At 60.7% G+C, this 17,752-nt stretch carries 12 protein-coding genes; 7 read left to right on the top strand and 5 right to left on the bottom strand.

The features are described 5' to 3' along the window. Positions 1-38: 38 nt before the first annotated feature. Both HER32_RS06950 and HER32_RS06955 read right to left on the bottom strand, forming a co-directional pair. The gene (locus HER32_RS06950) at positions 39-653 is read right to left on the bottom strand and encodes a T9SS type A sorting domain-containing protein (RefSeq protein ID WP_168681371.1); all 615 of its coding nucleotides are present in this window, start codon (positions 651-653) and stop codon (positions 39-41) included. 142 nt (positions 654-795) lie between these two features. Next, positions 796-1,584 (bottom strand): biotin--[acetyl-CoA-carboxylase] ligase, encoded by a 789-nt coding sequence (locus HER32_RS06955; RefSeq protein WP_168681372.1) that lies wholly within the window; start codon positions 1,582-1,584, stop codon positions 796-798. 15 nt (positions 1,585-1,599) lie between these two features. Between HER32_RS06955 and rsfS the strand changes: the two genes are divergently transcribed. From rsfS to HER32_RS06985, 6 genes are all read left to right on the top strand, one after another. Then, complete coding sequence (gene rsfS, locus HER32_RS06960) at positions 1,600-1,986, top strand: ribosome silencing factor (protein WP_149070869.1); 387 nt, start codon at positions 1,600-1,602, stop codon at positions 1,984-1,986. Between the two features lie 92 nt (positions 1,987-2,078). Then, positions 2,079-4,193, top strand: a complete 2,115-nt coding sequence (gene ftsH / locus HER32_RS06965) for an ATP-dependent zinc metalloprotease FtsH (RefSeq protein ID WP_168681373.1) — start codon at positions 2,079-2,081, stop codon at positions 4,191-4,193. 147 nt (positions 4,194-4,340) lie between these two features. Then, entirely contained in the window at positions 4,341-4,994 is a 654-nt protein-coding gene (locus tag HER32_RS06970; protein WP_149070871.1) for a lactate utilization protein C, read from the top strand. After that, positions 4,969-5,751, top strand: a complete 783-nt coding sequence (locus HER32_RS06975; RefSeq protein ID WP_168681374.1) for a UDP-2,3-diacylglucosamine diphosphatase — start codon at positions 4,969-4,971, stop codon at positions 5,749-5,751. The genes HER32_RS06970 and HER32_RS06975 overlap by 26 nt, the downstream gene beginning before the upstream one ends. Next, positions 5,711-6,685: a hypothetical protein gene (locus tag HER32_RS06980; protein ID WP_168681375.1), complete on the top strand. Its 975-nt coding sequence runs from the start codon at positions 5,711-5,713 to the stop codon at positions 6,683-6,685. The genes HER32_RS06975 and HER32_RS06980 overlap by 41 nt, the downstream gene beginning before the upstream one ends. A gap of 303 nt (positions 6,686-6,988) precedes the next feature. Beyond that, the gene (locus HER32_RS06985) at positions 6,989-9,514 is read left to right on the top strand and encodes a S8 family peptidase (protein WP_168681376.1); all 2,526 of its coding nucleotides are present in this window, start codon (positions 6,989-6,991) and stop codon (positions 9,512-9,514) included. A gap of 100 nt (positions 9,515-9,614) precedes the next feature. Here the strand turns inward: HER32_RS06985 and HER32_RS06990 are convergent, their stop codons facing one another. Further along, the gene (locus HER32_RS06990) at positions 9,615-10,340 is read right to left on the bottom strand and encodes a LytR/AlgR family response regulator transcription factor (protein WP_168681377.1); all 726 of its coding nucleotides are present in this window, start codon (positions 10,338-10,340) and stop codon (positions 9,615-9,617) included. A gap of 92 nt (positions 10,341-10,432) precedes the next feature. Then, entirely contained in the window at positions 10,433-11,476 is a 1,044-nt protein-coding gene (locus HER32_RS06995) for a sensor histidine kinase (protein ID WP_168681378.1), read from the bottom strand. Positions 11,477-11,718: 242 nt separating this feature from the next. Here HER32_RS06995 and HER32_RS07000 point away from each other — a divergent pair, with 242 nt between their 5' ends. Beyond that, on the top strand, positions 11,719-14,133 hold the full coding sequence (locus HER32_RS07000) for an outer membrane beta-barrel protein (protein WP_168681379.1): 2,415 nt from the start codon (positions 11,719-11,721) through the stop codon (positions 14,131-14,133). Between the two features lie 43 nt (positions 14,134-14,176). Here the strand turns inward: HER32_RS07000 and HER32_RS07005 are convergent, their stop codons facing one another. Beyond that, positions 14,177-17,065: a gliding motility-associated C-terminal domain-containing protein gene (locus tag HER32_RS07005; protein ID WP_168681380.1), complete on the bottom strand. Its 2,889-nt coding sequence runs from the start codon at positions 17,063-17,065 to the stop codon at positions 14,177-14,179. Between the last annotated feature and the right edge of the window lie 687 nt (positions 17,066-17,752).

Genomic DNA, 17,752 nt, shown 5'->3' on the forward strand with positions numbered 1-17,752 from the left:
GCCGGCTGCTTTCAGGAAATAAAGTATCAGGCAAGGCCTCAGTTCTGCAGTATCAGCCGCTTTGAGCCGACTACCTTATCGTTCTGCAGGATGCTGCACATGTACATGCCCGCGGGCAGATCGGAGAGGTTAAGCGGCTGGCCGGCGGCGGTAAGGTCGGCCCGGAGCGGTACTACCCGCACCTCCCGGCCAATAATGTTGGTGATGCGCAACTTGTAGTCCTGACCTTGCTTCTGGTCCAGGGTGAGCAACACCATACCCCGCGAAGGGTTGGGGTACAGCTGCAGGGAAGCTGCAGCGGGCTGGGTGCGCGCAACCGGCGTGATGGTGTTGACCGTGATGCTGCCGAACATACCCGCGCCCGGCCCGCCGTGGAACGTGCAGTGGTAACCGTAAACGCCAGCGGTGGGAAAACTCAATGTTTTCGTACGCGCATTGGTGTTCATCGCAAACTGCTCAAACGCCCCGTTGTCGGAAGCCGTGGGGTGCGTGCCCGATTCCCACTGAAACGTCACCTCGTCGCCGGGGTTGATGGTGAGAAACTGAGGCGAATAGGCGAAATCCTTCACAATGACGGTAAAGGAAGCGGCCGCCGCCACGAGCTGCTGCCCCAGCAAGAGGGCGACCAGGCATACACGCGTAAAGAGTTTCATAGCTAGGGGAAAAAGAGTGAAAGAGAACATCGGCTGCTGCTAAGACAAGCACCGTGCCTGTTTTGCGAGTGGCCGCTACGTCTTTCTACTCGGCTAGAGCGGGCCAAAGGTTGCCTGTCTACCGCAAAATTCTCTGGGCACGTCAGCAGTAGCGGATTTCCTGCAGCCCAAACGTGTGCAATTCACCATTAATTTCTACGGCCAGCTTGCCGTCGGGCTCCACGCCTACTATCTGGCCCAGAACGCGGCGGCCCCGCACCTCGTAGGCTTGTAGCTCGCGGTAGCGGTAGAGCACCCGCAGGTATTGCTGCCGCTGCGTGGCAACATTGCCGGCCCGCAGCTGCAGGTAGCGCCGCTCCAGCGCTTCCAGCAGCCGCTCCACCAAGGCCGGCAGGGCATAGCTGCGCCCCGTCAGCACACTCAGGGAGGTAGCGGTGGGCACGGCAAACTGCGTTTGATTGATATTTATTCCGATGCCAACGATGCTGGATTGAATTCCGGCGCTATTTAAGGTGTTCTCAATAAGAATTCCACCCAGTTTTTGGTTATGGTAATACAAGTCGTTAGGCCATTTCAGCCGCAGAGCCGGTCCGTCACTCAGCAGGGCAGCTGCCCAATCGTACACGCCGAGTGCAACGGCCATACTGAGCTGAAACTGATCGGCGGCGGGTAGGAACGTGGGCTTCCAGACAACGGAAAGCGTCAGATTTTCCCCGGGGGCGGCTTCCCATTCGTTGCCGCGCTGGCCCCGGCCGGCGGTCTGTTTGTCGGTCAGCACTACGCAGCCTTCCGTGGCGCGGCTTTTGAGAAGCAAATTGTGCGCCTCCGTGTTTGTAGAGGCACATTCGGTCAGCCAAATCACTTGCTGACCCGTGAAGAGGGTTTTGGGGTGTAGTGCCTCCACCTGATTTTCGTACTTTGTGATATTCAAACCTAATAATACCCCATGAAAAGTACGCTGGTTCGGCAGGATTCGGACAGATTGGCAGATGTTGTAGTACGCGGCATGCAGGAAAAAAAGGCTTCCGACATTGTAGTGCTCGACCTGAAAGAACTTAAAAATGCCGTAGCAGATTATTTTGTTATCTGCTCGGCTTCCTCCGATACGCAGATTGAAGCCATTGCCCGCTCCATCGAAGAAGAGGTAGAGAAACTCACCGGCCAGAACCCCTGGCAAACGGAAGGCCGTACCAACCGCGAGTGGGTGCTGCTGGACTATGTGGACGTTGTTGTGCACGTTTTCCTGCGTGACCGGCGCCAGTTCTACGCGCTGGAAGAGCTTTGGGGTGATGCCGAAATCACCTACGTGGAGGAAGAAACAGCCGCCCGGTAAGGTAAACGGCCGGCTGATACGTCTGCCGCCCAAGAAAGGCGGGTACTGCCGAGTACCTCCAGATTTTTTGTCTTAGACTACGCTTTGTATTCATGTCTGATAAGACCCCGCAAAAAAAGAAAAAACCCATGCTGCCTACCCCGTCGCCTAAGCCGGGCATGCAGCTGTGGATGCTGCTTGGCCTGGTCGTGTTCGTGCTGGGAATGGTGTACTTCACCCGCAGCAACGCCACCCTCGACACCACTCAGCAAAAGTTTGAAACCTGGCTGGCGCAGGGCGATGTAAGCCGCGTGACGCTGGTAAACGACCGTACGGTAGAGGTAATGCTCAAGCCCTCGGCGCTGCGCAAGCCCGAGCACGCCGAGAAGCTGGGCCGTCGGGGAATGCTGGCCCTGGAAGCCGGTCCCCAGTACGCCTTCCGCGTGATTGACGGCAAAACCTTTAAGGAAGACTACGATAAGCTTCAGGCCCAGATTCCGCGCGAGCAGCAAGTCGGGCTGGAAGTAGACACACGTCAGGGCTATGGTGAGTTTATCAGCACCTGGGGCTTCATGATTCTGCTGATGGTGGGCTTCTGGTTCCTGATGCGCCGCATGAGCGGTGGCGGCGGGCCCGGCGGTCAGATCTTCAACATCGGCAAGTCGCGCGCGGCCCTGTTTGAAGGGGGCGACAAAGTTAAAATCACCTTTAAAGATGTAGCTGGGCTGGAAGAAGCCAAGGAGGAAATCCAGGAAATCGTGGAGTTCCTGAAAAACCCTTCCAAGTTCACCATCCTCGGCGGTAAAATCCCCAAAGGCGCCCTGCTGGTAGGCCCTCCCGGCACGGGCAAGACCCTGCTGGCCAAGGCAGTAGCTGGCGAAGCCGACGTACCCTTCTTCTCACTCTCGGGCTCCGACTTCGTGGAAATGTTCGTGGGCGTGGGGGCAGCGCGGGTACGTGACCTGTTCAAGCAAGCCAAAGCCAAGGCGCCCTGCATTATCTTCATCGACGAAATCGACGCCATTGGCCGCAGCCGCAGCCGGGGTAACGTACCCGGCGGCAACGACGAGCGGGAAAACACCCTGAACTCGCTGCTGGTAGAAATGGACGGCTTTGGCACCGACTCTGGCGTTATCATCCTGGCCGCTACCAACCGCCCCGATACCCTCGACTCGGCCCTGCTCCGTCCCGGCCGCTTCGACCGGCAGATCAGCATTGACAAACCCGACATCAACGGGCGCACCGAGATTTTCCAGGTGCACCTCAAGCCCATTACCCTGGGCCCCGATGTGGAAGCTAAGAAGCTGGCTGCCATGACGCCGGGTTTTGCCGGGGCTGAAATTGCCAACGTCTGCAACGAAGCCGCCCTTATTGCCGCCCGCCGCGACAAGAAGATGGTGACCATGCAGGACTTCACCGATGCCGTGGACCGCGTTATTGGGGGCTTGGAAAAGAAAAACAAGATTATCAGCCCCGACGAAAAGCGCATTGTGGCCTACCACGAAGCCGGCCACGCTATTGCTGGCTGGTTCCTGGAGCACGCCGATCCGCTGGTAAAGGTGAGCATTGTGCCCCGGGGCGTAGCAGCGCTGGGCTACGCGCAGTACTTGCCGCGGGAGCAGTTCCTCTACAACACCGAGCAGCTTACCGATGAAATGTGCATGACGCTGGGTGGCCGCGCGGCCGAGGAGCTGGTCTTCGGTAAGATTTCCACGGGCGCCTTGTCTGATCTGGAGCGCATCACCAAAATGGCGTACAGCATCGTGACGATGTACGGCATGAACAGCAAGCTGGGCAATATCTCCTTCTATGATTCTAAGGGGCAGAACGAGTATGGCTTCTCGAAGCCGTATTCGGAAGCTACCTCGCAGATGATTGACGAAGAAGTACGCACCATTATCTCCGACGCCTACGTCCGGACCAAGGAACTGCTGACGGAGCGTCGGCACGAACTGGAGGTGGTAGCCAAAGAGCTGCTGGAAAAGGAGGTGCTGCTGCAGGATGATCTGGAACGACTAGTGGGCAAGCGTCCCTATGGCGGCCAGACCAGCTACCAGGCGCATATGGCCGGCACCGACCGGAGCGAAACCCTCAGCGAGTTGAAAAACGAACACCCGGTGGCCCTGGGCAACGACTTACCCGAGCTGAACCTGCCAGGAGTTGACGATAAACCCGAGCAGTCTAATGGCTCGGGCATCGCCAGCGGCTCGGCAGCTACACCCGTGTAAGCAGCCATTTTGCCGAAAAAAGCCAGCCTGATTTAGCAGGCTGGCTTTTTTGTGCTTTGCCTGGCCGATATGCTCCTCCAGTATGCTCGCAGCTTCGCCCGGCTCATACCATGCTTCTGTCGGGCATCATCTATCTTTGAGCAACGTATGCCGGACTCTTCTCGCGACTTAATCCTGCGGCGCATCCGCACTGCTTTGCAAAAGCCGGCCCCCCAGCCGGCTGCTCCCGATTTTAGTGCCCCGCTTCACCCAGTGCCCGCCGACGACTTGGCCATTGCCTTTGCCGAGAGCTTCCGGCGGGTGGGCGGCGCCTTCTATTATTGCGAGTCAATAGAGCATTTCTACAACCAGCTATTCCTTTACAAGAAAGAGCATAAGCTGGAGTATCTGTACGTATGGGAGCCTGAGTTGAAGAAGCTCCTGCACGCCGGTGACATCGTTTTTCAGGGAGACGAGGCCGGCTTTATTGCGCATGCGGCGGCTAGCCTCACCACCTGCGAGGCTCTGGTAGCCCGCACGGGCAGCGTATTAGTCAGTAGCGCCACGGGCAGTGGGCGCCGGCTTAGTATTTACCCCGAACGGCATCTCGTGCTGGCCCGCACGTCGCAAGTGGTAGCCGATATTGCCGACGCCCTGCAGGTGCTACAGTCGCCTATGGGCGACAAGCTACCCTCCATGTTTTCCCTGACCACCGGCCCCAGCCGCACGGCCGACATCGAAAAAACCCTGGTTCTGGGCGCCCACGGCCCGCGGGCCATAGCCCTGTTTTTGCTGGATGACACTCCCTCCCCGTCTGCCTGACCTGGCCCTTACGCCGGGGCGTCGGGTGTACTTTGCTTCCGACTTTCACTTGGGTGCCCCCACGGCTGCCCACTCCCTGGAGCGGGAGCGGAAAATTGTGCGCTGGCTCGACCAAGCCGCCCAGGATGCCGCGGCTATCTACCTGCTCGGGGATATTTTCGACTTCTGGTTTGAATACCGGCACGCCATTCCGCGGGGCTTCATCCGCCTGCAAGGCAAGCTGGCCGAACTCACGGACGCCGGTTTGCCCCTCACCTTCTTTACCGGCAACCACGATATGTGGATGTTCGACTACTTTACGCAGGAGCTGGGCATTCCCATTTTGCGGCAGCCGGTAAGCCAGCTGATTGGGCAGCGGGAATTTCACATTGGCCACGGCGACGGCCTCGGTCCCGGCGACCATACCTATAAAGTGCTTAAGCGTCTTTTTGCTTCCCCCGTAGCCCAATGGCTGTTTGCGCGCCTGCACCCCAACCTGGGCATTGGCATAGCCAACCGCTGGAGCAAGCACAGCCGTCTGCAGAACGGGGCGGCCGATGAGCAGTATTTTGGGGAAGATGAATGGCTGCTTGTCTATTGTAGGGAGCTGGAAAAGCGCCACCACCACGACTACTATATTTTTGGGCACCGCCACCTGCCCCTGGATGTGGAGGTGCTGTCCCAGAGCCGGTACCTGAACCTCGGCGAGTGGGTCAATTATTGCTCGTATGCCGTATATGATGGGAACGACTTGGCTTTGCAGTATTTCGAACGGTAGGTCCGTCGGCAACCGGGTGGCGCAACGCCATTCCAGCGTTGCGCGGGCAGCAGCCTGGGCAGCTTTCCTGTTCGTTGCGCTGCTTGGCACCGGGCTGCGGGCCAAGGCGCAGCCTACCGTTCCGGCGGCCGCCTCAGTTGCCCCGGCCGCACGCGTAGCCGCACCCGCTTCCCCGGTTGCTGCGCCAGCGGCTCCCTGGTCGTTGGTGCGCACCATTGCCCTGCCCAACCCCGGGGCCGCGTCCCTCGACCGGCGGGGTACGCTCTACGTGGCCGACGCCCAAAATAACCTGCATCAATACACTCCCGACGGGCAGCCGCTCACCACGTACTCGGCCCCGCTGCCGGGCCACGTAGCCCAGCTGGAAGCCTGGAACCTGACCAAGCTGCTGGCCTTTTACGACGACCGGCAGGAAGTGCTGCTCCTGGACCGTTTCCTGGCCCCGCTTACCCAGGTCCGCCTGGCCGACTACCTGGATGGGCTGATCCGGGTGGCTACGCTGGCTCCCGACGACAAATTGTGGCTGCTCAACGAATCGGACCTGACGCTGCGCCAGTTTGACTCCGGGGCGCAACGGCTAGTGGCCAGCACCCCGCTCGATCTGCTGGTAGGCCGCTCCCGCCCCGATTTCCGCTTTCTGCGTCAGTACCAAAACAACCTGTATCTGGTTGACTATAGCAGCGGCATCTACGTGTTCGACAACCTGGGCACGTACCGCAAAAAGCTGCCTTTTGCGGGACTAAACCAGGTTGGCTTCCGGGGCGACGAGCTGTATTTCCTGCGCGACGGGGCACTGCATTTCTTCCACCTCTACACGCTCACGGAGCGCACAGTGGCCTTGCCCGCCGAGGCCGGGGCCAGCCGCCTGATTCTGCTGGGTGAGCAGTACGCCTACTTATTTACGGCCGCCGGTATTGCGGTGTACCAGCTTTAACAGCCACTTTTCCCGCCATTGCCAAGAAGACGCGGCCACTGATTTCCGCCCCAGCTGCCCCGAAAAAGTATAGGCCCGTCCACCCGACGGGCCTTTTTCGTCCCTGAGTCCATCCTGTGGCCTGCTGCAAGGTCTGCCCCTTGCAGGCTGGTTTCCGTATCTTGAGCTCCTCTCTACCCACAGCCTTTCTCACCACCCCTTTCAACTCGCATAATGCGCGTTCTTTTCCTGAGTTTTGCTTCCCTCGCACTTTTCGTGGTTCCCCGGTTGGGCTTAGCGCAAAAGTCAACCAGCACCAGCCGCTTGGCTCCCCCCCTCCTGCGGGCCAGCGCTGCCTCAGCGCGGGAGGTGCGCGTGCAGGTCACCAGTGGTCCCGACTTCCGGCGCTGGCTGCAACAACAAATGCCAAATGCCCACGCAGTAGCCAGTATAAACCAGCCCGCGCTGCTTACCGTGAGCAATCTGCCGGCGGCCGGCCTGCGGAAGCTAGCTGCCTGCCCTTGGGTACGTTTCGTGGATCAGCCCAACCGGCGCGCCCACGAGGAAACCAGCGTTGCCTCTGCCGACCTCACCCTGAACACGCTAGCGGCCGTCTGGCACGCATTTCCGGACCTTACGGGGGATGGGCTTACGGTTTCGGTAAAGGAGCAGGCTTTCGACACCACCGACCTTGATCTGCGGGGCCGGGCAGTGCCCTTTTCTCTGGATGGACGCAACATTACGTCCCACGCTACCGAAATGGCCACCTTCATTGCCGGGGCCGGGAACACGGGGCCGCTGGGCCGGGGCACGGCCTCCCACGCCCGCATCGCATCTTCCGATTTTGCCAACCTGCTACCCGACGATGCGGCCGTTTTGCAGGCGCAAGGGGTATCGGTGCAAAATCATTCCTATGGCGTAGCTATTGAAAATTATTATGGCGTAGAAGCCGTAGCTTACGACGAGCAGGCCCAGCAGCTGCCGTCGTTGCTGCACGTATTTTCCTCGGGCAACAGCGGCGACCAAACCAGCCCCGAGGGTCCCTACGCCGGCTTAGCGGGCGTAGCCAATCTTACCGGCCAGCTCAAGCAGTCGAAGAACACCCTCAGCGTGGGCGCTACCAATGCCATCAAAGAGCTTACGCCCCGTAGTTCACGCGGGCCAGCTTACGATGGGCGCCTGAAACCCGAGCTGGTAGCCTACGGCGCCGGCGGCTCGTCCGATGCTGCGGCCCTGGTATCGGGGGCGGCCCTGCTGGTTCAGGACGCTTACCGCGCCCAGCACGCGGGTGCGCTGCCGTCCTCAGCCCTGGTAAAGGCCGCTTTGCTGAATGCCACCGACGATATAGGTTCGGCCGGGCCTGATTTTGCCACGGGCTTTGGCGAACTGGATGCGCTGGGGGCCGTGCAAACCATAGCCGAGCGGCGCCTTTTGGAAGGCAGCGTAGCCAACCTCACACAGCGCACTTTTACCTTGACGGTGCCCGCGGGTGCCCAGGAGCTGAAACTTACCCTTGCCTGGAACGACCCCGCCGCAGCCGCTAATGCCAGCCAGGCTTTGGTGAATGACTTAGACATCGAGCTGGTAGCGGTGGGCTCGGGCCAGCGGTGGCGCCCCTGGGTGCTCAGCACCACGCCCCGCCTCGATTCTCTGGCGCTACCGGCCCGGCGTGGGGCCGACCACCTGAATAATGTAGAGCAAATTACCGTGGCTGTGCCGGCACCGGGCCAGTACCAAGTCGTAGTGAAAGGATATGCAGTAACCAGCGGCAGCCAGCCCTTTTACGTGGCCTACGAAACTACAGCCCAGGGCCTACATTGGACATGGCCGGTAGCAGGCAGCGTAGTGGAAGCCGTTCAGCCCAACTATGTGCGCTGGCAATGGCTTGGGCCTGCGGCTATGGCTACGCTGCAGTTTCGGTTTGCAAATGATACCCAATGGCAAACCGTGGCTACCAACGTGCCCGTGCAGGCCGGCTATTACGCCTGGGCACCACCCGACACCGCCGCCACCGTGCAGCTCCGGCTTCAGCTGAATGGCACTGGGGGCGAGGAGTCCGCGTCGTTTATCATTAGCCCCGACCCTAAGCTGCGCACCGTATACTACTGTTCGCCGCAGGCCTTGCTGGCCTGGCGTGCCGTACCGGGCGCCGAGCAGTACCAGCTCTACACCTTACGCGGCCGCTACCTGGAGCCCCTGCGCACCACCTCCGATACCACCCTGCGCATAGCCGACAACGAGGGCGCTGCTCCTTACTACGCGGTAGCGCCATTGGTGCAGGGGCAGCCGGGCTACCGCAGCCTTACCCTCAACTATCAGCAAGGAACCAGCTGCTACATTGTGAGCTTTCTACCCCGGCAGGTAGTAGATGCCACGCTCCGATTTGATGTGCAGCTGGCCAGCACCTATCAGTTGGTATCCGCTACGCTGGAGCGGCAGGACGCCACCGGCTACGTAGCCCTGCAAACTGTTAGTCCGGTTACGGCTACCTCCCTGCAATTTGCCGATGCGGCGCCAACCCAGGGTAGCAGTCTTTACCGAATCCGCTTGGTTACCGCTACCGGCGCCACCTTCTACAGCCAGGCTGAGCGCGTGTATTATCTGCCGGACCAGGACGTAGCCGTTTTCCCCAACCCCATTCAGTCCGGCCAGGCTCTTCGGGTAGCGGTGACCGGGGCCCCTGTTCTGCAGCTTCGGCTGTTCGACAACCTGGGCCGCATGCGCCGGGAGCTGACGACCGATGGCGTCATCAATGAGCTGGGCACGCAGGGCCTGAAACCGGGCAGCTACCTGCTACGCGTTGAGGCCAACGACGGCCGCCGGTGGACGCGCCACGTCATGGTGTATTAGGCCGTGCCGGGGTGGCCGCTCATCGGGCGCCAACGGCATGGGCTACGGAAAAGTACATGGCAAGTACCCTAATGGTCGTGGCCCTGCTCTGCCGTGGGCCTCAGGCCTCGCGAATGAGCCGGTACAGCTGCTCACGGTAGGTGTCGCTGACGGGAATTTCCTTGTCGTGCAGGTAAATCGTGTTGCCATCAACCATGCGAATCTTGTCGAGCGACACAATAAAAGACTTGTGCACCCGCAGAAACGGCGGTTGGGGCAAGGTTTCGGCCAATTCCCGCAAGGTTTGGTAGGTGACGATGCGCTGCCCGGGCAGGTGGATAGACACGTAATTGCTCAAGCCTTCGATGTAGAGGATATCGGCGTAGTTCACCCGCAGAAACTTATTCTTGCTCTCCCCCTTCACAAACATATGGCCGGCAGACGCCGCTACAGGGGCTACCGCTGGGGCTGGCGCAGGCAAGAGCTGAGACAGGGGCCCCTGCGCTAGCACTTTCTGGGCGGCTTTCACAAACCGCTCGAAGGAAATAGGCTTTAGTAAGTAGTCCACCACATCGTTTTCGTAGCCTTCAAGCGCGTACTCGGGATAGGCCGTCGTCAGCACCACTTTGCAGCGGTTGCCAGCCAGCTTAAGAAATTGCAGGCCGGTGAGCTTGGGCATCTGAATATCGAGAAATACCAGATCAACCTGTCCCTGCTGCACCAGCGTCAGGGCCTCAATGGGGTTGGTGGTGGTACCCACCAGCCTGAGAAAGGGTAGTTGACCGATGTAATCGGCCAGGATAGCCAAAGCGGGGGCTTCATCATCAACGGCAAGGCAGCGAATCATAGGCGGGCAGGGAAAGTCGCGTGACGTCTTCTCGGGGCGGGGAATGGAACTGACCGGTGGCAAGAATCAGCCGTAAAGATGCTGGACTTATCTTACCCGGGCCCGTCCCCACTTGCCAGGCGCAGGGATGCGGTGTAGCGGTCCTCGGTGGCAGCCAAGTCCAGCCCGTGTCGGCCCGGGTAGAGCAGTTCCAGCCGCCGCCGCAGGTTGGGCAGGCCAATGCCGGTGGTATGGTCTTTATGGTTGCCGCTACGCTGATTGTCGACTTGAAACTGCACCTGCCCGCCCCCGATACGCAGGTGAATGTGCACGGGCGTGTTGGGGTCGTCCAGTACCCCGTGCTTGATGGCATTTTCCACGAGGGGAATAAGCAGCAATGGGGCTACGCGGCAACCGGCGGGCTCACCCGTTACGCTCAGGTGCACGTGGAAGTGGTTGGGAAAACGCAGCCGGTACAAATCCAGGTAATTGTGCAGGTACTCGATTTCCTGTTCTAATCTAACCTGACCATCGGGGCTTTCGTGCAGCATGTAGCGCATCAGCTCCGAGAGCTTCAGAATAGCCTCGGCCACGGGCTTGGCCACGGGGTAGGCCAGGCTGAAAAGCATGTTGAGCGTGTTGTAGAGGAAGTGCGGATTAATCTGAGTTTTGAGGAAGGCCACTTCCGCAGCCCGCTTTTCTTCGCGCAGCTGACGGTTTTCCTGCTCGCGCCGAAAAGCAGCCTGTGCGGCCCATATGGCCGCGCTGATGACAATTACCGGGCTGGCAAAGTACACGTTATCAATAATATAATACCCGGCCCTGTAAGCAAATGCACCTTCCAGGCCGTAGTTGCGAAACCCCAGCAGGGCCGGAAAGAGTACCTCCTCCAGCGTGGCCCGCATACCAATAAAAAGCGCCACTACTCCCCCCAAAGCGGCTACCAGCCGGCCCGTGTGGCCCGCCCGCAGAAACCGGGGGTACACCACCAGGTAGCATAAGTAGAACTCCACTACCCGGATGAAAACAAAGGAGGCCGTGAGCCAGAGGCCGCTCCGTAGTGGGGACCCAGCGCGCTCCAGCAATTTGCCGACTACTTCGTAGCTGGAGTAAGCCAGCCAGCCAAGTATGTGCCAGCGGAGAGCATAGCTTTTCATGGTAGGGTGAGAATAGCGAGGTGAAGGCAGCAAGCCGTACTGCCGGGGTTACTGGGTTAAAACTAGCGCCTTCTTCGAGGGCCCGCCCCTTTTTTATGCGAATGACCGATTTTGGAATGCCAAGGCGAAAAAACATCCTCGGCAGGCGCTGGCAGCTGATTTTGGGGCGTTGAAATAATGTTTTTTACCCTGAAAATCAGGCGAAGCACCTTCGGCCATCCTTCAGCCAACGCCTGTCTTCGATGCCTTCTTTTGCCCGCTACCGCCGCATTTGCCTACTCCTGTTCCTGACCTTGCTACTTGCGCAGCAGGCTGCCGCCCAGTCCACCGTTGCGGGTACTGTGCTGGATACCGCGGGCCAGCCCCTGCCCTTTGCGACGACCGTGCTGCTACGGCTGCCCGATTCCACCCTCATCAATTCCCAGCCTACCACGGAGCAGGGCAGCTACGCGTTCAGTGGAGTGAAGCCAGGAAGCTACTGCGTGCAGGCGCTGCTGCTGGGCTACACCCGCCGCCGCGTTGCTTTCCTGGTTGATAAACCAGTGGTTGCGGTGCCCCCGCTGCGCCTGGCTTCCGCCGCTACGGCTCTCGGTGAGGTAGCCGTAACCGGTACTCCCCCTTTGCTGGAGCAGCATGCCGACCGCACCGTGGTGAACGTGGCCCGTCTGAATACGGCCGGCGAAACGGCCCTTGAACTACTCAAGAAAGCGCCCGGCGTGACCCTCGACAAAGATGATAACGTGCTCTACCGGGGCAGCGGCGGGGTTACCGTGCTCCTCGACGGCAAACTCACGTACCTGAGTGGGGCAGCCCTGAGCTCTTATTTGAAGTCCCTGCCTGCCTCCGCCATCAGCCAGATTGAGCTGATGCCCAACCCGCCCGCCTCGCTGGATGCCGCCGGTACGGCCGGCGTGCTCAACATTAAACTGCGCCGCAGCCAGCTCGCCGGCCTGAGTGGTACCTCCACGGTGGGGGCCGGCTATGGCCGGTACGAAAAAACCTGGGGCGGCACCAACCTAAGCTACAACGCGGGCAAGACGCGCCTGTTTGTCCGTCTCGATGGGGGCCGCTACAATTCCTTTAACTACTTGACGATGCGGCGCACCATCCGGGACAGCCTCTTTCACCAACAAAACCGATGGCGCCCGCTCACCTACACGGGCACTTTTGCAGCCGGAGCCGACGTAGCCCTGACGCCCCGGCAGAGCCTGGGCCTACAGCTGCGTGGCAGCACCGACCAGACCACTGCCCTGAGCACCAGCACCTCGGTAGCTACGGACCTGGCAGGGACACCTGGGAGCCGCCGACAGATGACCAACCCCAAACAAAGTACGCTCTCCAATCAGGCCCTGAACGTGTCTTACCGCTTTGCCTTCGATAGTACCGGCCGGGAGCTGAGCGCGGACGCGGACTACGTGCGCTACGCTAGCGCCAACGACCAACGCTTCAATAACATGATCCTTACCACGGGCAGCGGGCAGTGGAGCCCGGCCGAGCAGCTGCGCAGTGCCGCCGCCTCGGAGACTACCATTCGGGCCGCCAAAATCGACTATACGCATCCCGTGGCCGGTACCAAGTGGCGGGCCGAAACGGGTGCGAAAACCAGTTGGGTAACCTCCCGTAGCGCCATCGGGTTTGAGCAACTCCAGGACGGCAGCTGGCAGCCCGATGCTCTGCGCACCAATCAGTTTCGGTACGATGAGCACATCAGCGCCGGTTATTTCAGTCTCAACACCAGCTACCGTCGCCTGGAGCTGAAAGCAGGTCTGCGCGGAGAACTCACCCAAACCAGTGGCTACTCGGCTACTACCACCCAACGGGTGCGCCGCCGTTACTTTCAACTGTTTCCCAGCGCCTTCGCCAGCTACCAAATTGGCGCCCACGACCAGGTGAGTGCCTCTGTGAGTCGGCGCATCAGCCGCCCCAACTATCAAAGCCTGAACCCTTTCCTGAATTATACCGACTTCTACACAGCCCAGCGCGGCAACCCTTTTCTGGCGCCCTCCCTCTCACAGTCGCTGGCCCTCAACTATCTGCATAAGAACTTCCAGCTACTGAGCCTGAGCTATTTGCACGAAACCAACTCCGTCAATCAGGTGGTAACCCAAGATGATAATACCAATGTTTCGACCAGCACTCCCCAGAACCTGGCGCAAACTACTACCCTAACTCTCAGCTCGGGCGGCCACACCGCTATTACCCAATGGTGGGGAGCAGATAACGAGCTGAGTGGCAGCTATAGCCGGGTGAGCACGCCGGTGGAAGGCCGCCCCCTGCGCCTGGCTCGCTATAGCTGGGCCCTAAGCTCCACGCACACGTTCAGCCTCCCCCGCAGCTACAAACTCACGGTGAGCGGCGACTACAACTCCCCTGCCGTGATGGGGCTGTTTTATACACGGGCCAATGGTCAGCTCAGTCTGGCCCTGAAAAAGCAGTTTCGGGCGGAGCGCGGCACGCTCAGCCTCCGCGCCAGCGACATACTCAATACCAGTCGTTTTCGCAGCACGTTGCGCTATAACAACGTAAACCAGACCTGGAACAACCAGTGGGAAAGCCGCCGCTTGTCCTTGGTGTGGACCTGTAAAATCGGGAGTGGCAAAACCCAAACCCGCCATGCCGCTGCCTCGGCCGACGAGGAAGGCCGGGTAGGCCACTAGCGTCTCCTGCACCATACGGCCCGGCAAAAGCAGGCGCCCGCCCTTAGTGCGCAATAGTTACGTAGCCCTTATACTGGCGCTGGTTGGTGTAGCGGATCAGGTAGAAGTACACCCCAGCCGGCAGGCCTCCCCCATCCCAGCGGAAGCTGCGGCTGCCCGATTCGTACACCGGCTTGCCCCAGCGGTTGAAGATCTGAATACCGGCAAAGCGCTGGGCGCAGTAGTCGGGCGGCAGGGTCGGCAGCTCAAAGAAGTCGTTACGGCCGTCCTGGTTGGGAGTGAAGATGTTCGGGGGCGTAAACGCCGTTTCGTCGGGGTTGGCCACGGCAAAGCGCACGGTCTGCTCCCGGGGCTGGGGGCGGCAGGCGCCTTCCTGCAGGGCAAACACCACGGCGTACTCCCTTCCCAGCGGCAGGGTGCAGGCCGGCGTCCAGCGGAAACTGCCCGTGGCCTGTCCCCCGGCGGAGCGGGCCGTAAACTGCATGCCGGCGGCCGCCAGGTCGAAGCCTACGCCCCGGGCCGTGAGTGTGAGCGGGTTGCCCTCCGCATCCTGGCCCGTCACGGGTGCTTCCAGAGTGCTACCCGGCAGCAGGGTAATCGGTGCGGCCGCCGTAAACAGCGTAGAAGCCAGCGCCGGGGGCGTATTGGGGTCGTCTATCTGCAGGGTCACCACTTGTTCGTCCGTGCCCGGCACACCGCAGGGCAGGTCGGTGGCCGTGAAGGTAAAGGCGTAGCTGGTCTGGCCCGGCGCGGGGCAGGGCACCTGCCAGCGAAAGTGGCCGCCCAACCGCTGCGCGCCCGGCTCCAGCGTAAGCTGTGCCCCCACCGCGGCGGCGTCGAAGCCATTGCCCACCATGCCCAGCTCCAGCGGTTGGTTTTCCGGGTCGGTAGCCAGCAAGTCGAACGCCACTACCTCCCCTACCCGAACGCGCACGGGGGCTATGGTACTGGCCGTGGTCGTTAGCACCGGGGGCTCATTGCGGCGCTCTATCTGAATGGGAATCGTCAGGCTCGTTGCCTGGGTGCTGTCGCAGGCGCGCGAGGAAGCCGTGAAGGTGAATGTGTAGAGCGACTGGTCGATGGATGGGCAAGGCACCAGCCAGGTAAAGACCCCGTCACTGGTGCCCGGGCCGGTTTCCTGCGTGAGCGTGGCCCCCACGGCTACGGGCGAAAACCCCTGGCCGGTCATCGTGAGCGTCACGGCGTCCTGGTCGGCATCGGTACCGGCCAGGGTAAAGCGCAGTACCTGGTCGGGGCGTACCACCAGCGGGCGGGTGGCCCCGGCCGTGGTGGTGAGTTGGGGTGGGACATTCGTGTCGTCAATTTCCACCACGACCACCAGCGTGTCGGCCTGCACCCGGTCGCAGGGTTTGGCGGCTCCAATGAACCGAAATGCGTACCGCGTTTCTCCGGCCACGGGGCAGGGCACGCGCCAGCGGAAGCGCCCGCGCACCTCTTCTCCTACGGGGGTGGTTTCCAGTTCCGCGCCCAGGGCCAGGGCATCAAAGTTCACCCCCTGCAGGGTCAGCGTCAGCGGGTCCTGGTCTGCGTCGCGGGCAAACACGTCGAAGCTTACCAGGTCCCCGGGCTTGGCGCGCTGGGGACTAGCGGCCGTGGTACGCACTGCGGGTACTTCGTTGGGGGGGGCCGTGGCCATAAAGGCCACCCGCACCGTATCACGGCGCGGCAAGCTGCAGCCGTTGTCGGCGACTACCACATCCAGCAAAAACACCTTGCCCCCTGTATCAATGCAGTTGGCAAAGCACAGCTCGGAGGCCAGGGTATCGGGGGCGCCGGCGGTGCGCACGGTGCCTTGGGTAAGTGAGAGGGTGGGCAGCGGCCCCCGGAAGTTAACCGGCTGCAGAGACAACGTCAGCTGGGAAGCGGCGTCGGGGTCGGTAAAGCGCAGGGGCAGGCAACGATCCGGGCCGGGCACCAGCCGGAGCGTATCGCGGCCGGGCACGTAGGCCCGCGTTTGGTTGGGCAGCCAGGCGGTGAGCGAAGGCGTCTGGTTGGGCGGGCAGTTGAGCACTTTCAGCTGAAAGTCGCGCTGCACCTCGCCCAGCTTCACGCCCTGCCGGTACTCCAAGCATTTGATGCTGAACACGAACAGTCCCAACCGGGACGGGCGCACCTGCAATTGCCCGGTGCGACGGTCGATGATCAGGGCCGGGGAGCCCAGAATCTGGGCGGCTGTGCTGTAACCCGGTAGCCAGCGGATAGGCTGGTAGGGCGCCGCCGAGGGCACATCGGGCTTGGGGTCGATGGCGTCTGAACGGCCATTCAGCGGCGTAGCCAGCTCGTAGACCAGGGAGTCCCCGTCGGCATCTTCGCCCCCGAAGTTGAAGTAGAACAACTCCCCCTTGCAGGCATAATCGCTCAGGGGTGGAAAAATGCGGGGCGTGGAGTTGCGTAGCACTTGCCCATTCCGCACCACGGGCGGAAATTCCAGGTAGAATACCTGGGCGGCATCAGCGGGACTTTCAATGTTATTGATGGTGCCGTTGCGGCAGCAGCGCTCCACGGCCGCGTAGTAGCCCCGGGCGTCGGCGTAGGTAGCCGCCGGCAGGTCGACTAACAGCGTGTACACCAGCTTACGCGTCCGGAGGGAGGGTGACTCACACTCGGGGTTGGTGTAGGCCACAAAGGCGTCGCTGGCTAAGGGCAGGCTCACGGCCTGCAACAGTTGGTGGGTGCTCTTGGCAAACAAGCCCACTGTCAGATTCTGGTCCAGGGCTCCGGCGCTGCCATTGATATCGTCGAAGTACAGGTTCAGCGTCAGACGGTAGGTGTCGCCGCTCTGGTGCTGCAGCTCCAGTTCCCCACCCACAATGTGTGTGGCCCGGGCCGGGCCGGCCAGCAGCAGAAGTAGCAGTACGCAGCTGGCTTTCAGGCAGCAGAAAAGTCGACCAGAGAATAGCGGTAGAGGCATAGCACACGGAAAGGACCCCGGAGCTTTGCGGACACCTGAGCAGAATGAATACTAGGTAAGCGCACCTGCACCTTGAAATGGGGCGCGGCCCGCACCACAGGGCCAATGACTACTGACTTTGGGGAAGCTCCGCGGGGCCCATCGGGCATCAGCAGGAAACGCAATTTATAGTCGACTGTCCGTAAGTATGCTTCTGCGGCCGCTGCTGGCACATGGCCTTGCTGAAACTGCCAAACAACCCGAGCTTGTAGTGTACCCGGAGTTCATTGCTGCACCAGACCGCTGATCGTAAACAGACGCATTTCCTGCTGTGTATACCCGTTATCGGCTTACCTGCTGGTAGCTACTGCGGATGCCCAGCCCGGGTGGCAACTCAGCTGAAGCTCGAAGGTAAAAGTTTTGGCCTAAAAGTAAGGCGGCAACCAGCCAGGCCAGCGCCAGGGGTGATACCAGCTTAAGCAACCAAGCTCCACCTGCCTAGTGAGCAGTTGGAACACCCTATTACTAGGCGCGCCCCAGCTACAAAGCTAGACCAGCGGCGGGTGACGTTAGCCGGGCGAGGTGTCTTTATATAATAATATATGGTTAAAATATAAATAATCAACTCATTACAATTGGATATAAAAGTAAAAGAAAATAACCTTACTATGTTTACACCCCGATAGGCCAAGCTTTATTCCTATTAAT

Origin of the sequence: Hymenobacter sp. BT18, from assembly GCF_012273015.1 — a bacterium.
Classification (GTDB): Bacteria; Bacteroidota; Bacteroidia; order Cytophagales; family Hymenobacteraceae; genus Hymenobacter; species Hymenobacter lutimineralis.

Coding starts and splice junctions, on each gene's coding strand:
- HER32_RS06995 (WP_168681378.1), bottom strand. CDS start 11,476: ATGAAAAGCTATGCTCTCCGCTGGCACATACTTGGCTGGCTGGCTTAC.
- HER32_RS06970 (WP_149070871.1), top strand. CDS start 4,341: ATGCCGGACTCTTCTCGCGACTTAATCCTGCGGCGCATCCGCACTGCT.
- HER32_RS06990 (WP_168681377.1), bottom strand. CDS start 10,340: ATGATTCGCTGCCTTGCCGTTGATGATGAAGCCCCCGCTTTGGCTATC.
- HER32_RS06980 (WP_168681375.1), top strand. CDS start 5,711: ATGATGGGAACGACTTGGCTTTGCAGTATTTCGAACGGTAGGTCCGTC.
- HER32_RS06950 (WP_168681371.1), bottom strand. CDS start 653: ATGAAACTCTTTACGCGTGTATGCCTGGTCGCCCTCTTGCTGGGGCAG.
- HER32_RS07005 (WP_168681380.1), bottom strand. CDS start 17,065: ATGCCTCTACCGCTATTCTCTGGTCGACTTTTCTGCTGCCTGAAAGCC.
- rsfS (WP_149070869.1), top strand. CDS start 1,600: ATGAAAAGTACGCTGGTTCGGCAGGATTCGGACAGATTGGCAGATGTT.
- HER32_RS06975 (WP_168681374.1), top strand. CDS start 4,969: ATGACACTCCCTCCCCGTCTGCCTGACCTGGCCCTTACGCCGGGGCGT.
- HER32_RS07000 (WP_168681379.1), top strand. CDS start 11,719: ATGCCTTCTTTTGCCCGCTACCGCCGCATTTGCCTACTCCTGTTCCTG.
- ftsH (WP_168681373.1), top strand. CDS start 2,079: ATGTCTGATAAGACCCCGCAAAAAAAGAAAAAACCCATGCTGCCTACC.